The sequence below is a fragment of the Streptomyces sp. NPDC046349 genome (genome assembly GCF_055587885.1).
Genome location: NZ_JBVJFK010000001.1, coordinates 672,270 through 687,389, shown reverse-complemented (window position 1 = coordinate 687,389; position 15,120 = coordinate 672,270). Strand labels below are relative to the sequence as shown.

The window sequence follows — 15,120 nt, the reverse complement described above, 5'->3', positions numbered from 1 at the left end:
GCTGGGGGGCGAGACGGAATCAGGAGCGCTCTTTCGATGACACCGACGCCGACCGCGACGCTCGTCGCCCGGGACTGGGCGGAGATCCAGGAACGGATGCTGGTACCGCTGTACGAGGCGGTCTACGACCGGCTGGAGGTCGGGCCGGGTGACCGGCTGCTGGGCCTCGGCTGCGGGGCCGGCCTGCCCCTGCTGCTGGCGGCCGCGAGGGGAGCCGCGGCCACGGGCGTGGAGGCTGATCCGGCCCGGCGGGCTCTGGCCCGTGAACGGCTGCTGGAGGTGCTGGCGGAGCCGCCGTCGGCGTCCTCGGCGCCCCGCCCCTACGACGCCCTGCTGGCCTTCTCCCCCGCTCCGGCGGCCCTGGCCGCGGCCCTGCCGGCCGTCAGACGCGGCGGCGCCGTGGTGCTGGCCGACTGGGGTCCCGCCGAGCGCTGCACGGTGCCCTCGGTGCTGGGCGGCGGCCCGGCGCCCGGGGACCTGGACGCGCTCGTGGAGCGGGCAGGGCTGCGGCCGGACGGCTCGGGGCGGGTGTTCTGCCCCTTCGGCTACGCGGACGTGGACAGCGCGGTGCGCGGGCTGCTGTCGACCGGGCTCTACGACGGTGCGTCCGATGCCGCGCTCGCCGAGAAGGAGCTCGCCGAGGCGCTTCACCCGTTCGAGCGGTCCGACGGCGCCGTGTGGCTGCCGAACATCTTCCGGTACGTGATCGCCCGGGTGGCGTAACCGCGGCCGTGTGACGGCGCGACGAAGGGCCCCGACCGTGCGGGCTGGTGCCCGTGCCCGGTCGGGGCCCTTCGTCGCGGCCGTCCGCCTGCTACTTCATGAACTTCTTGAACTCGTCCGGAAGGTCGAAGTCCTGACCGTCCTGACCGCCGGTGGGAAGACCGAACGGGTTGGACGCCGCGGCCGGGTCGACCGTCTGCGGGCCCTGCTCGCGGCGGGCCGCCGCTGCGGCCTCCTCCTGCTTGCGCTTCATCGGGTTGCCGCTCTTGCGCTTGCCCTTGGCCTGCTTGACCTGCTTCTTCTGCCGGCCGGGACCGCCGCCCATTCCGGGGATGCCCGGCATACCGGGCATGCCGCCGCCCTGGGCCATGCGCGACATCATCTTGCGGGCGTCGAAGAACCGCTCGACCAGCGCCTTGACTGCGCTGACCTCGGTGCCGGAGCCCTTGGCGATGCGGGCGCGGCGCGAGCCGTTGATGATCGTCGGATCCTGGCGTTCGGCCGGGGTCATCGACTTGATGATCGCCGCGGTGCGGTCGACGTCGCGCTCGTCGATGTTGTTGATCTGGTCCTTGATCTGCCCCATGCCGGGCAGCATGCCGAGCAGCTTGGAGATGGAGCCCATCTTGCGGACCTGCTCCATCTGGGCCAGGAAGTCGTCGAGCGTGAACTCCTTGGGCCCCTTGGCGAGCTTGGCCGCCATCTTCTCGGCCTCGGCCTGCGAGAAGGTCTTCTCCGCCTGCTCGATGAGGGTGAGCATGTCACCCATGTCGAGGATCCGGCCCGCCATGCGGTCGGGGTGGAAGGCGTCGAAGTCGTCGAGCTTCTCGCCGTTCGAGGCGAACATGATCTGCTTGCCGGTGACGTGCGCGATGGAGAGCGCGGCACCGCCGCGGGCGTCGCCGTCGAGCTTGGAGAGCACCACGCCGTCGAAGCCGACGCCGTCGCGGAAGGCCTCGGCGGTGTTGACCGCATCCTGGCCGATCATGGCGTCGACGACGAAGAGGATCTCGTCCGGGCTGACGGCGTCGCGGATGTCCGCGGCCTGCTGCATCAGCTCGGCGTCGATGCCGAGGCGGCCGGCGGTGTCGACGATGACGATGTCGAACTGCTTGGTGCGCGCGTACTCGACGGAGTCCTTCGCGACCTGGACCGGGTCGCCGACGCCGTTGCCCGGCTGGGGGCCGTAGAAGGCCACGCCCGCGCGGTCGGCGACGACGGAGAGCTGGTTGACGGCGTTCGGGCGCTGGAGGTCGCACGCGACGAGGAGCGGGGTGTGGCCCTGCCCCTTCAGCCAGAGGCCGAGCTTTCCGGCGAGGGTGGTCTTACCGGCACCCTGGAGACCGGCGAGCATGATCACGGTGGGGGCGGTCTTGGCGAAGCGCAGCCGCCGGGTCTCGCCGCCCAGAATGGTGACGAGCTCGTCGTTGACGATCTTCAGGACCTGCTGGCCCGGGTTCAGGGCCTTGCTGACCTCTTCACCGCGCGCGCGTTCCTTGACGTTCGCGATGAAGGAGCGGACGACCGGGAGGGCGACGTCGGCCTCGAGGAGGGCGATACGGATTTCCCGGGCCGCTGCGTCGATGTCAGCCTCGGACAGCCGGCCTTTGCCGCGCAGGCCCTTGAAAGTATTCGCCAAGCGGTCGGAGAGCGTATCGAACACGGTGGTCGCGATTCCTCGGGTCGGGGGCGTTGTGGTCGTCCCCCAGGGTATCCGCCCGCGCCGTCCGTCCGGCCCGGCGGGCGGGTTTCCCTCGTACGGCGGGGGTCCGGGAGGTGTTGCGGACCCCCGCCGCCTCAGGACAGGGCGGCGGTCACCGAGGCCGCCAGGGCGGCCGCCGCCGGGGGGTCAAGGGGCTTTCCCTCCGGGGTGGTCACGTACAGCGTGTCCACCGCGTTGGCGCCCAGGGTGGAGACGTGGGCGCTGCGCACCCTGACGCCCGCCGACTCCAGGGCACGGCCGATCCGGTGCAGCAGGCCGACGGCGTCGGGCGCCCGCACCTCCAGCACCGTGGCCAGCGAGGAGACGTCCGGGACGACCGTGACCCGGGGCGGCGGCGGGACGACCCCGCGGCGGCGCGGGTAGGCCGCCTCGCGGTCGGCCAGCTTCGCCGGGACGTCCAGCGAGCCGTCCAGGGCGCGCACCAGGTCGGTGCGCAGCCGGGCGGCCTCGGGCAGCGCCCCGTACTCGGCCGCCACCCGCCAGCGCAGCACCAGGACCTCGCCGAGGCGGTCCGGAAGCTCCACGGAGCGCAGGTCGGCGGCCCGTACGGTGAGCCGGTGCAGGGCCAGCACCCCGGCGGCGGCGGGCAGGACCCCCGGCTGGTCGGGCACCGCCAGCACCAGTTCCACGCCGACCGCGTCCTCCTCCTGGCGGGCCTGGAGCGCCAGCACCGGCTCGCGGGTGCGCAGTGCCTCCACCGCCAGGCGTTCCTGCTCGGCGCTCGGGATCTCCGGTTCCCGCTCGGCGGGGGCGGCGCCGCGCAGGACGGCGGCGACGCGTGCGACGAGGTCGGCGACGAGGGAGCCGCGCCACGCGCTCCACGCGGCGGGCCCGGTGGCCAGGGCGTCCGCCTCGGTCAGGGCGTGCAGTATCTCCAGCGTGCCGACCGAGCCGACGGCCTCGGCGACCGATCGGACGGTGGCCGGGTCGTCCAGGTCGCGCCGGGTCGCGGTGTCGATCAGCAGCAGGTGGTGTCGTACGAGCGCGCCCAGCACGGCGACGTCCCGGGCGTCGAAGCCCACGCGTACGGCGACGTCCCGGGCGATGGTCTCCCCGGCCACCGAGTGGTCGCCCGGCCAGCCCTTGCCGATGTCGTGCAGCAGTGCGGCCATCAGCAGCAGGTCGGGGCGGCCCACACGGCGGGTGAGGGCCGCGGCCCGTACGGCCGTCTCGATCAGGTGCCGGTCGACGGTCCAGGTGTGGACGGGGTTGCGCTGCGGGCGGCAGCGCACCCGCTCCCAGTCGGGCAGCAGCCGGGTGATCAGCCCTTCGGCCTCCATGGCCTCCCAGACGGGCACGGTCGGCTCCCCCGCGCCCAGGAGCGTGAGCAGCTGTTCCCGGGCCTCGGCCGGCCAGGGCACCGGCAGCGCCTTCCCCTGCTGCGAGAGCCGGCGCACGGCGTGCGGCGAGACGGGCAGTCCCGCCTGCGCGGCGGCGGCGGCCAGCCGCAGGGCCAGTACGGGGTCCCGGTCCGGGCGGGCGGCCAGCGCCAGGACGGCCTCCCCGTCGGACTCGACGACGCCTTCTGCCAGGGGGGCCCGGGTGGCGGCGGGGGCGCCTCGGCCGCCCAGCAGCCCGCGCAGCCTGGGCCGGGCGGCGCGGGCCCGCAGGACCCGCCCGACCTCCCGCCAGGTCACGTCGCCGGCGTACGCGACCACGCGCGCGGCCTCGTAGACCTCGCGCAGCAGGGCGTCGGCGTCGAGCAGCCCGAGCCGCGCCGCGACCTGGTCCTGCTCCTGGAGCGAGAGCCGGTCGGTGGCCCGGCCGGTGACCAGGTGGAGGGCGTCACGCGCGTCCAGGAGCCGCCGCCGGGCGTCGGCGAGGCCTTCGCGCGGGGCGTCCGCCAGCCAGGAGGCGGCGACCGCGCGCAGCGCGGTGGCGTCCCGGAGGCCGCCTCGGGCCTCCTTGAGGTCGGGTTCGAGCAGGAAGCGGAGTTCCCCGGCCCGCTCGGCCCGCTCGCGGCACAGGGAGTGCAGCTCGGGCAGCCGTTTCGGCGCCTGGTTGCGCCAGTCGGCCAGTACGGAGGTCCGCAGGCCGGCGAGGAGCCCCGCGTCACCCGCGACGGTCCTGGCGTCCAGCAGGCCCAGGTGCACCTTCAGGTCCTCGGCGGCCGTCCTGCGGGCCTCGCCGGGGGTGCGTACCGAGTGGTCGAGGGCCACGCCGAGGTCCCACACCGGGTACCAGAGGCGGTCGGCCAGCGCGCCGAGCGCCCGGGGCTCGGCCTTGCCGTCGTGCAGCAGCAGGAGGTCGAGGTCGCTGCGGGGGGAGAGTTCGGCCCTGCCGTAGCCGCCCACGGCGACGAGGGTGGCGCCGCGGACGCCCGTCTCCCGTGCGGCGGTGGCGAAGAGGGCGTTCAGCCATTCGTCGGTCAGCCCGGCCAGGGCGGAACGCCGCGAGGGCCCGGACCGCGACTCCTCCTGGAGGAGTCGCAGCCGGGCCGCGGCGTATCCGCTGGGTCCCGAGTCGGCCGTGTGGTCCGTGGTGTGTTCGACGCTCGTCACCCAGGAGCTCCCGTCGCTAGAGCGCGTCCGCGCCGCGTTCGCCGGTGCGGACCCGGACGACCGAGTCCACGGGGACGCTCCACACCTTGCCGTCGCCGATCTTGCCCGTGGACGCCGCGCTGACGACGACCCGGATGAGCTCCTCGGCGTCGGAGTCCTCGACCAGCACCTCGATGCGGATCTTGGGAACGAGGTCGACCTGGTACTCGGCTCCCCGGTAGACCTCGGTGTGGCCGCGCTGGCGGCCGTAGCCGCTGGCCTCGCTGACCGTGAGGCCCTGCACTCCGAAGGCCTGGAGTGCTTCCTTGATCTCGTCCAGCTTGTGCGGCTTGACGATCGCGGTGATCAGCTTCATGCGTCAACCTTCTTGCTCGCGGCGGAGGGGGTCGGGGCGGCGGTGTTCCGCGCGGCGGCTCCGCCACCGGCTCCGCTGAAGTCGTATGCGGTCTCGGCGTGTTCGATCTGGTCGATGCCGGCGACCTCGTCGTCCTCGGGGACCCGCATCCCGATGGTCTTGTCGAGGAGGAAGGCGAGCACCGCGGATGCCACCAGAGAGTAGGCCAGGACGGAGAAGACGCCGATCGCCTGCTTGCCGAGCTGCTCCAGGCCGCCGCCGTAGAAGAGGCCTGCGACGTCGGACTGGACCCCGCCGGTGGCGAAGAGGCCGACCAGCAGGGAGCCGGCGACACCGCCGACGAGGTGGACGCCGACGACGTCGAGGGAGTCGTCGTAGCCGAACTTGTACTTGAGGCCCACCGCCATGGCGCACAGCAGACCGGCGATGGCTCCGACGGCGATCGCACCGAGGGGGCTGACGGCACCGCCCGCAGGGGTGATGGCGACGAGGCCGGCGACCGCGCCGGAGGCGGCGCCGAGCGTGGTGAAGGAGCCGTGGCGCAGCTTCTCGTAGGCGAGCCAGGCCAGCATGGCGGCGGCGGTGGCGACCTGGGTGTTGACGAACATGACCGCGCCGACGCCGTCGTCGTTGCCGAGCCAGGAGCCCGCGTTGAATCCGAACCACCCGAACCAGAGGAGACCGGCGCCGAGCATCACGAGGGGGAGGCTGTGGGGGCGCATCGGGTCCTTCTTGAAGCCGACGCGCTTGCCGATGACCAGGATCACGCCGAGGGCGGCGGCGCCCGCGTTGATGTGGACGGCGGTGCCGCCGGCGAAGTCGATGACGCCCATCTCGAAGAGCCAGCCGCCTGCGCCCCAGACCCAGTGGGCGACGGGGAAGTAGACGACGGTGACCCACAGTGCGGTGAACAGCACCCAGGCGCTGAACTTCACTCGGTCGGCGAGGGCGCCGCTGATCAGGGCCGGGGTGATGACGGCGAACATCAGCTGGAAGACTGCGAAGACGTATACCGGGATGGTGTAGCCGTCCCAGAGCTCCGTGATCCCGATGCCGCTGAGACCCACGTAGTCGGAGTTCCAGCCGATGAGGGACCCGGAGTCGGTGCCGAAGGCGAGGCTGAAGCCGTAGAGGACCCAGAGGATCGTGACGATCCCGAGGCTGATGAAGCTCATCATCAGCATGTTGAGACTGCTCTTGACGCGGACCATGCCTCCGTAGAAGAAGGCGAGTCCCGGGGTCATCAGCATGACCAGGGCGGAGCAGATGAGCATGAACCCGGTGTTCGCGGCAGACAGCGTCGGGGCGTCTGCAGCGAGGGTCGTGATGGCTGATGCCATCGGCGTCTCCTCGTCGTCGGTACGTTCGCGTGCGGGCGATCGTGAAAACCTGAGCGGCGGCAGAAGGAACTGGCCGGTTATTGGCCATGAGATTCGCGCAGGCCGGTTTCCGGCGGCGCCGCCCGATGTTTCGCGGCCGTGACGAAGAGGTCTGTGCTGTTACGCAGCGATGAACACGGCAACCGTCCATTCAGCCACCACGACGGCGAGCAACCCCTTCCGCGGGAGCGGCGCCGCTTCGGGCGCAAAGGGTGTGACCGGCCGCGGCGGTGACCCGGACGTCCTGGCTGGGGGAGCCTGATCGGGCTTCACGGGGTGACTGCCGCGGCCGGAGCCTGGGGGCCGCTCGGGCCGTCAGACGGCCTCCGCCGCTTCGGGGAGCCGTGAGGCGAGGTGGTCGGTGAGCCGGACCACCTCGGCGACGTCGCCGTATTCACGGGCGGCGCTGTCGACGGTCTTGCGCAGGCGCGTGTTCACCCGTTCGGAGCGCACCCTTCCCGCCACGTCGAGGGCCTGGTCGACGAAGGAGGCGGCCTGCTCGGGCTCGCGCTGGAGCAGGTGGACGGTGGCCATGCCGATGAGGTTGAGGGCGTAGGAGCGCTGGTGCTCCTGGTCCTTCTCGAAGAGCTCGACGGCCCTTTCCATGACGGGTTCGGCGAGGGAGGCGTACATGGGGCTGCGTCCGGCGACGTAGGCCAGGTCCCGGTAGGAGTGGGAGTTCTCGCCGTTCAGCTCGGCCTCGGAGAAGAAGCGGATCCAGTCGGGTTCCGGCTCGTCCGCGAAGCCGACGTCGCCGAAGGTGTCCTCGGCCATCCGCACGGCCCGCTTGCAGCGGCTGGGCTGGCCCATGTTGGCGTACGCGCGGGCCTCCATCGCATACAGCATGGCCTGGGTGCGCGGGCCGGCGCAGTCGCGGCTGCCGTACTGCGCCAGGTGGATGAGTTCGAGGGCGTCCTCGGGCCGGCCCAGGTGGATCATCTGGCGGCTCATCCCGGAGAGGATGTACGAGCCGAGCGGCTTGTCCCCGGCTTCCTTCGCTGCGTGCAGCGCGAGGACGAAGTACTTCTGCGCGGTCGGGTGCAGGCCGATGTCGTAGCTCATCCAGCCGGCCAGCTCGGCCAGCTCCGCGGCGACCTTGAAGAGGCGCTTCATGACCGGGGCGGGGTGGTTCTCCTGGAGCAGGTCGGTGACCTCGTGGAGCTGGCCCACGACGGCCTTGCGGCGCAGGCCGCCGCCGCACTGGGCGTCCCACTGCCGGAACATGACGGTGGTGGCGTCGAGGAGGTCGAGCTCCGGCTCGGAGAGCCGGGGCGGGCGGTGGCCGCCGAGGGCCCCCGTCGGCCCCGCCCCGCGCGGCCCCGGGTCGGCGGCCGGGGCCGGGACGAGCCAGCGCTGCATGGGCTCGATGAGGGCGGGGCCGGCGGAGAGCGCGAGGGAGGTCCCGAGGAAGCCCCGGCGGGCCAGCATCAGGTCGCTGCGGGAGAACTCGCCGAGCAGTTCGACGGTCTGCGGGCCCGCCCAGGGCAGATCGACCCCGGAGACGGAGGGGGTCTGGTGGGCGGTGCGCAGGCCGAGCTGCTCGATGGCGACGACGGAGCCGAAGCGCTCGGAGAACAGCTCGGACAGGATGCGCGGAACGGGCTCGCGGGGCTGTTCGCCGTCCAGCCAGCGGCGCACCCGTGAGGTGTCCGTGCTGATGTGGTGGGCGCCCATCTGCCGGGCCCGGCGGTTGACCTGGCGGGCGAGCTCGCCCTTCGACCAGCCGCTGCGGACGAACCACGACGTCAGCTGGTCGTTGCGCGCAGCAGCACCGTCCATCGTTCCGCTTGCGCCATTGCCGCTCACTGGAACGCCCCCATCCGCTCAGCCTCTTCCTTACGAAACCCTGGCCGGGACGCCGAGCGTCACCACGGACCTTCACAGGTCCTTCACGCATTGCCTCCGGCATACCCACGCACGGGTCCGCCTCAGGGTTCGTGTACCGAAAGTAATCCTACGATCACCCCTGCGGCGAGGTCGTTTCCAGAAACGCCACCATTCGCCACCCCTTCGAATGAACGCGCCACCGGCCAGGCGCGATTCACTTGACACGAAGGTGAAACGGACTGGTCGGACTGGAGTGCGCCCGGGGCGCGCGCGGCGAGGAGTGCGCCGGGCGGGCGGCCTGGGGCACTCCCCCGGCGGCCGCGGCGGACGTCCTCGCGGCCCCGCGGCGGTCTCCGGCGGCGTCCTCACCACCGGCGTCGTAACCACCGGCGCGTCCGACCCGTTGGAGGGGGCATGGGCATGGGCATGGGCTTCACGATCGGCGGCAGCCGCGGCACCAAGGAGTTCCGTTCCGGTACCCGGCGCCGCGGCCGGACCTCGGAGTGCACGACGGTGGCGGAGTACACCGGGTTGTGGGGCTGGGACGTGGTCCCCGGGGCGCGCGCCGCAGCGCCCTCCCGCGACTGCTCCTGCGGGGACGGCCGGTGCGCCGCAGCCGGGGCGCACCCTCTGGCCTTCGCGCCCACGGTCCCGGCCGGCGCCACCCTGGACGAGGTCACCGAGGCCTGGGGGGACTACCCCGGCGCGGCGGTCCTGCTCCCGGTGGGCCGCGCCTTCGACGTCATCGAGGTCTCCGAGGAGGCCGGGCGCCGCGCGCTGGTGCGGCTGGAGCGGATGGGCCTGCCGCTCGGCCCGGTCATCGTCACCGGCGAGGGCCGGGCGCAGTTCTTCGTGGCCCCCGGCGCGGCGGCGGAGCTGCCGCAGCTGCTGTACCGGATGGGCTGGGACGACGCCGACCTGGACCTGCGCGCCCTGGGCCCCGGGGCCTTCGTGACGGCCCCGCCCTCCGACCGGGCCGGCCTCGGCCAGGCCTGCTGGCTGCGCCCGCCCGCCCTCGACTCGGCCGGGGGTCCGCCGCAGGCGCGGCTGCTGCTGGGCACCCTGGCGTACATCTGCCACCGGTTCCGCCGCTGAGGGTCCCCGGACGCGCCGGTGCCCCCGCGTTCCGGACGGAAGGCGGGGGCACCGGTGTGCGCGCGGGAGCCGGGGCTCAGTCGCCGATCAGGGCGTCCACGAACGCCTCGGGCTCGAACGGGGCCAGGTCGTCCGCGCCCTCGCCGAGGCCGACGAGCTTGACCGGGACGCCCAGCTCGCGCTGGACTGCGACGACGATGCCGCCCTTGGCCGTGCCGTCGAGCTTGGTCAGCACGATGCCGGTGATGTCCACGACCTCGGCGAAGACGCGCGCCTGGGTCAGGCCGTTCTGCCCGGTGGTGGCGTCCAGGACCAGCAGGATCTCGTCCAGCGGGCCGTGCTTCTCGACGACGCGCTTGACCTTGCCGAGTTCGTCCATGAGGCCGGTCTTGGTGTGCAGCCGGCCGGCGGTGTCGATGAGCACGACATCGGCGCCCTCGGCGATGCCCTCCTTGACGGCGTCGTAGGCGATCGACGCCGGGTCGCCGCCCTCGGGGCCGCGCACGGTGCGGGCGCCGACGCGCTCGCCCCAGGTCTGCAGCTGGTCGGCGGCGGCGGCGCGGAAGGTGTCGGCCGCGCCGAGCACCACGCTGCGGCCGTCGGCCACGAGCACCCGGGCGAGCTTGCCGGTGGTGGTCGTCTTGCCGGTGCCGTTGACCCCGACAACCATGATCACGCCGGGGGTGTCCTCGCCGCTCTCCGTCTTCACAGCGCGGTCGAAGTCGGTGCCGACCAGGGTCAGCAGCTCCTCCTTGAGCAGGGCGCGCAGGTCCGCCGGGGTGCGGGTGCCGAGGACCTTGACCCGCTCGCGGAGCCGCTCGACGAGCTCCTGGGTGGGCACGACGCCGACGTCGGCGATGAGGAGGGTCTCCTCGATCTCCTCCCAGGTGTCCTCGTCGAGGTGCTCGCGCGAGAGCAGTGTGAGCAGCCCCTTGCCGAGGGAGTTCTGCGACCGGGCGAGGCGGGCGCGCAGCCGGACCAGGCGGCCGGCGGTGGGCTCGGGCACCTCGATCTCGGGCGCGGCCGGGGCCTCCGGCTCGGCTGCCGGCGCTTCGACGGGAGCCTCGGCCTCCGGGAGTCCGACCTCCTCGATCGTGCGGCGCGGCTCTTCCGCCGTCTCTACGGCGTCCTCCCCCACCTGCGGCTCGGCAGGCGGGGCAGTGATGGTCGGCGTGCTCGGCGGTGCCGGGGGAGGCAGCTGCTTCTTCTTGCGGCTGCTGACCACGAGCCCGCTGATCGCGCCGACCGCGACCAGGGCGATGACTACAGCAAGGATGAGGATGTCCATAACCCCACCAGTATCGGCCACGGCCACCTCGGAGCCGGGAACCCGGGCGCTCGGACCGGGATGCAAGCCTCTGTTTGTCGTTTTAACAGCACATCTACGATGATGGGCGACTTCCTCTCACACCTCCCAGGGAGCACCCGCATGCCTGCCGAGCCCGCCGACGGCGGAAACGAAACCGCGCTGGAGACCCGCGGTCTGGAGCCCGTCCCGGACGGCGAGCGCGGCGGCCGGGTCCGCGAGCTGGTCCCCACCTGGGTCGCCGCCAACATCAGCGTGCTGCTGCTGACCATGGGCGCGGGTCTGGTGATCTTCAACCGGCTCAACATCTGGCAGGTGCTCGTCGTCGCCGTGGCGGCGCCGGTCGTGTCGTACGGGATCGTGGGCCTGATCTCGATCGCGGGCAAGCGCGGCGGGGCGCCCGGCATGGCCCTCTCGCGGGCCGTCTTCGGACAGCGCGGCAACCTCTTCCCGGGCGCCCTGATCTGGGTGGCCCGCTGGGGCTGGGAGACCATCAACGCGGTGAGCGGCGCCTACGCCGTGCTGACCGTGCTGGACCTGCTCTTCGGGATCGAGAGCAGCACGCTTCTCATCGTGGTCACCCTGCTGTTCTTCGTGGGCTGCACCTTCGTGGTCTCGGGCCTCGGCATCAGCGCCCTGCGGGTGTGCTCGAAGTGGTCGACGTACCTCTTCGGCGCCTTCAGCGTGCTCGTCCTCGGCCACCTGATCTTCACCACCGACTGGTCGGCCGTGCTCGGCAAGCCGGCCGGCTCCACCGCGATGATGGTCGCGGGCATCGGCACCATCGCGGCCGGCGGCATCAGCTGGGTGCCCTCGGCCCCCGACTTCACCCGCTATCTGCCGCGCACCGCCTCCTCCAAGGGCATGGTCGGCGCGACGATCGGCGGCGCCGGCATCGTCGTGCTCCCGATGGTGCTGATGGGCGCGGTCATGGCCGTCGGCACCCCGGACCTGGCCACCGCCCAGGACCCGGTCTCCTTCATCGGCGAGCTGCTGCCCACCTGGATCGCGGTGCCGTACCTGCTGATCGCGCTCGTCGGGATGCTGCTGATCAACTCGATGTCCATGTACTCGGCCGGTTTCACCGCGCAGACCCTCGGCATCAAGGTCCCGCGCGCCTGGGCGGTCAGCGTCAACGCGGCCATCAGCCTGGTCTTCGGTTTCCTGCTGATGGTGGTCGCCACCAGCTTCTTCGGCTCGTTCATCTCCTTCCTGACCCTGCTGGCCGTGGCCTTCTCGGCGTGGATCGGCGTCTTCGGCGTGGACATGCTGCGCCGCACGAGCTACGACGGACCCGCACTGCTGGACACCACGCGGACCAGCGCCTACTGGTACACGGGCGGCTTCGCCTGGCAGGCCATGACGGCGTGGGCGGTCGCCCTGGTGGCGGGCCTGCTGTTCACCGAGGTGGACTGGTTCGGCGGGCCGCTCGCCACCACCTGGATCGGGCGGAACGGCCTCGGCTGGGTGGTCGGCATCGCGACGTCCGGCGTGCTGTACGCCGTACTGCCGCGCACGGTGCCCGCCGCTGCGGCCCCCGCGCAGGAGCGGGAGCCCGAGCCCGCCGGATCCCTGTCCAACTGACGCCACGTCAGCTAACGTCCCCCTTCGCCAGCCCGCCCCATCCGGCGAAGGGGGACTTCTCCATGCCCATCACCGTGGCCCGGTTCAATCTCGTCGACCCGGACGGCACGCCCGAGTCCCTCTCCGCCCGCTACAAGGCGGCGCTGGAGATGGCCCGCTACGCGGACGACCGCGGGATCGACACCGTCCAGACGGAGGAGCACCACGGCACGGACAACAACTGGCTGCCCTCCCCCTTCGCCTTCGCGGGCGCGGTCTTCGGCGCGACCCGCAGGATCGCCGTCACCGTCTCGGCGATCATCGGCCCGCTGTACGACCCGCTGAAGGCAGCCGAGGACATCGCCGTCCTGGACCTGCTGAGCGGCGGGCGCCTGGTCACCGTCGCAGGGATCGGCTACCGGCCCGAGGAGTACGAGCAGCACGGCGTGGAGTGGGGCCGGCGCGGCCGGCTCCAGGACGAGCTGCTGGAGACCCTGCTGAAGGCCTGGACCGGCGAGCCGTTCGAGTTCCGCGGCCGCACGGTGCGGGTCACCCCGACACCCTTCACCCGGCCGCACCCGCTGCTGCTGGTGGGCGGCAGCTCGGAGGCGGCCGCACGGCGCGCCGCCCGGCTCGGGCTGCCCTTCTTCCCGAGCGCGCACCTGCCGGAGCTGGAGGCGTACTACACGGCGCGGCTGGCGGAGTACGGCACGGAGGGCTTCTGCATGATGCCGGCGGCCGAGACCCCGCTGCTGCACATCGCGGAGGACCCGGACCGGGTGTGGGCCGAGCACGGTGGGCACTTCCTGCACGAGGCGGGCACGTACGCGTCCTGGCAGTCCAAGGACATCCGCAGCGCCGTACGGTCGTCCGCCCGCTCGGTGGCGGAGCTGCGCGAGGAGGGCGTCTACCGGGTCCTGACCCCGGACGAGGCGGTCGCGTACGGCCGGGGCGCGGGCGAGGCGGGGAACCTGGTGCTGCACCCGCTGTGCGGCGGGATGCCGCTGGACGAGGGCTGGCGCAGCCTGCACCTGCTGTGCGAACAGGTACTGCCCCGGCTCAAGGGCTGAGCCGGGGCAGTACCGAGGAGAAGGGGTGGTGGCGGGGGATGGTCACCCCATCTCCTCCAGCGCCTTGCCCTTGGTCTCCGGCACCCACTTGAGGACGAACGGGATCGAGAGCAGTGCGAAGACGGTGTAGATCACGTAGGCACCGGACAGGCTCCAGTCCGAGAGCGACGGGAACGAGACGGTGATGACCCAGTTGGCGATCCACTGGGCCGAGGCGGCGACGCCGAGCGCCGCGGCACGGATGCGGTTGGGGAACATCTCGCCGAGCAGCACCCAGACCACCACGCCCCAGGACAGGGCGAAGAAGAGCACGAAGGTGTGCGCGGCGACCAGGGCCACCGCGGCCTGGGCGTCGGGCAGGGTGATGTCGTCGCCGGTGCCGGAGGTGAAGGAGAAAGCCCACGCGCAGAGGCCGAGGGAGATGGCCATGCCCGCCGAGCCGATGAGGGCGAGCGGCTTGCGGCCGATCCGGTCGACGAAGATCATCGCGATTACGGTGCCGACGATGTTGATGATCGACGTGGTGAAGGAGTAGAGGAACGAGCTGGACGGGTCGATGCCCACGGACTGCCACAGCGAGGAGCTGTAATAGAAGATCACGTTGATGCCGACGAGCTGCTGGAAGACCGAGAGGCCGATGCCGATCCAGACGATGGGCAGGAAGCCGAAGCGCCCGCCGAGCAGGTCCTTGAAGGTGGACTTGTGCTCGGAGTGCATCGCGTGCTCGATCTCGCGGACGCGCCCGTCCAGGTCGATCTTGGAGCCCTCGACCTCGGCCAGCACCTTCTTGGCCTCGGCGGTGCGGCCGACGGACACCAGGAAGCGCGGGGACTCCGGGATGACGAAGGAAAGCAGCCCGTAGAGCACGGCCGGGACGACCATGACGCCCAGCATCCACTGCCAGGCCTCCAGACCGCCGATCTCGCCGCGCTGGTCTCCGTCGGCGAGGTTGAGGATGCCCCAGTTCACGAGCTGGGAGACGGCGATGCCGATGACGATGGCGGCCTGCTGGAAGGAGGCGAGCCGGCCGCGGTAGGCCGGCGGGGACACCTCGGCGATGTAGGCGGGACCGATGACGGAGGCCATGCCGATGCCGAAGCCGCCGATCACGCGCCACATGGCGAGGTCCCAGAGGGCGAAGGGCAGGGCCGAGCCGATGGCGCTGGCGGTGAAGAGGACGGCCGCGATCTGCATGCAGCGGATTCGGCCGATCCGGTCGGCGAGCCGACCCGCGGTGGCGGCGCCGATGGCGCAGCCGATCAGCGCGGCGGCGATCACCTGGGCGAGTGCCTCCGAACCGACGTCGAAGCGCTCGCGGATGGCGACGACGGCGCCGTTGATGACGGAGCTGTCGTACCCGAAGAGGAAGCCGCCCATGGCAGCGGCCGCGGTGATGAAGATGACGTGGCCGAGGTGGTCGGGCTGGGGCGAGGATCCGCCGCCGGACGCCGGGGTCTGCGCAGTGCTGCTGGTCAAGGTGTGCTCCGTGGGGGTGTTTCGTCCGTCCTTACAGTGGCGCACAGGTCAAGATCGGGCACCACCCGAAGGCGGGGGACAGCGGAGCGAGCCTATGCGTTC

General features: G+C 72.2%; 11 protein-coding genes. 4 read left to right on the top strand and 7 right to left on the bottom strand.

Features of this window, described 5'->3' with window-relative positions:
* The first annotated feature begins 36 nt into the window (after positions 1-36).
* Positions 37-723 carry a methyltransferase type 11 gene (locus tag ACZ6JS_RS03205; protein ID WP_469295379.1) on the top strand — a complete coding sequence of 229 codons (687 nt, stop codon included), beginning with the start codon at positions 37-39 and terminating at the stop codon, positions 721-723.
* Positions 724-814: 91 nt separating this feature from the next.
* Here ACZ6JS_RS03205 and ffh read toward each other — a convergent pair whose 3' ends face one another.
* From ffh to nsdA, 5 genes are all read right to left on the bottom strand, one after another.
* A complete protein-coding gene (gene ffh, locus ACZ6JS_RS03200) occupies positions 815-2,386 on the bottom strand; it encodes a signal recognition particle protein (protein WP_469295377.1) in 1,572 nt (523 codons plus the stop codon).
* Between the two features lie 134 nt (positions 2,387-2,520).
* On the bottom strand, positions 2,521-4,947 hold the full coding sequence (locus ACZ6JS_RS03195; RefSeq protein WP_469295375.1) for a [protein-PII] uridylyltransferase: 2,427 nt from the start codon (positions 4,945-4,947) through the stop codon (positions 2,521-2,523).
* Between the two features lie 16 nt (positions 4,948-4,963).
* Complete coding sequence (locus tag ACZ6JS_RS03190; RefSeq protein ID WP_030844530.1) at positions 4,964-5,302, bottom strand: P-II family nitrogen regulator; 339 nt, start codon at positions 5,300-5,302, stop codon at positions 4,964-4,966.
* Positions 5,299-6,642: an ammonium transporter gene (locus tag ACZ6JS_RS03185; RefSeq protein WP_469295373.1), complete on the bottom strand. Its 1,344-nt coding sequence runs from the start codon at positions 6,640-6,642 to the stop codon at positions 5,299-5,301. The genes ACZ6JS_RS03190 and ACZ6JS_RS03185 overlap by 4 nt, the downstream gene beginning before the upstream one ends.
* A gap of 354 nt (positions 6,643-6,996) precedes the next feature.
* Positions 6,997-8,460: a transcriptional repressor NsdA gene (gene nsdA, locus ACZ6JS_RS03180; RefSeq protein WP_469295371.1), complete on the bottom strand. Its 1,464-nt coding sequence runs from the start codon at positions 8,458-8,460 to the stop codon at positions 6,997-6,999.
* 474 nt (positions 8,461-8,934) lie between these two features.
* On the opposite strand from nsdA, the gene ACZ6JS_RS03175 reads away from it, so the two are divergent.
* Positions 8,935-9,603, top strand: coding sequence for a bifunctional DNA primase/polymerase (locus tag ACZ6JS_RS03175; protein WP_469295559.1), 669 nt, complete (start codon positions 8,935-8,937; stop codon positions 9,601-9,603).
* Positions 9,604-9,679: 76 nt separating this feature from the next.
* Here ACZ6JS_RS03175 and ftsY read toward each other — a convergent pair whose 3' ends face one another.
* Positions 9,680-10,891, bottom strand: a complete 1,212-nt coding sequence (ftsY, locus tag ACZ6JS_RS03170) for a signal recognition particle-docking protein FtsY (protein WP_469295369.1) — start codon at positions 10,889-10,891, stop codon at positions 9,680-9,682.
* Between the two features lie 141 nt (positions 10,892-11,032).
* Between ftsY and ACZ6JS_RS03165 the strand changes: the two genes are divergently transcribed.
* Together ACZ6JS_RS03165 and ACZ6JS_RS03160 are read left to right on the top strand one after the other, a co-directional pair.
* Positions 11,033-12,493 carry a purine-cytosine permease family protein gene (locus ACZ6JS_RS03165; protein WP_469295367.1) on the top strand — a complete coding sequence of 487 codons (1,461 nt, stop codon included), beginning with the start codon at positions 11,033-11,035 and terminating at the stop codon, positions 12,491-12,493.
* 62 nt (positions 12,494-12,555) lie between these two features.
* A complete protein-coding gene (locus ACZ6JS_RS03160) occupies positions 12,556-13,542 on the top strand; it encodes an LLM class flavin-dependent oxidoreductase (RefSeq protein WP_469295366.1) in 987 nt (328 codons plus the stop codon).
* A gap of 42 nt (positions 13,543-13,584) precedes the next feature.
* On the opposite strand, the gene ACZ6JS_RS03155 is transcribed toward ACZ6JS_RS03160, so the two are convergent.
* Positions 13,585-15,018 carry a sugar porter family MFS transporter gene (locus tag ACZ6JS_RS03155; RefSeq protein ID WP_469295365.1) on the bottom strand — a complete coding sequence of 478 codons (1,434 nt, stop codon included), beginning with the start codon at positions 15,016-15,018 and terminating at the stop codon, positions 13,585-13,587.
* Positions 15,019-15,120: the final 102 nt, after the last annotated feature.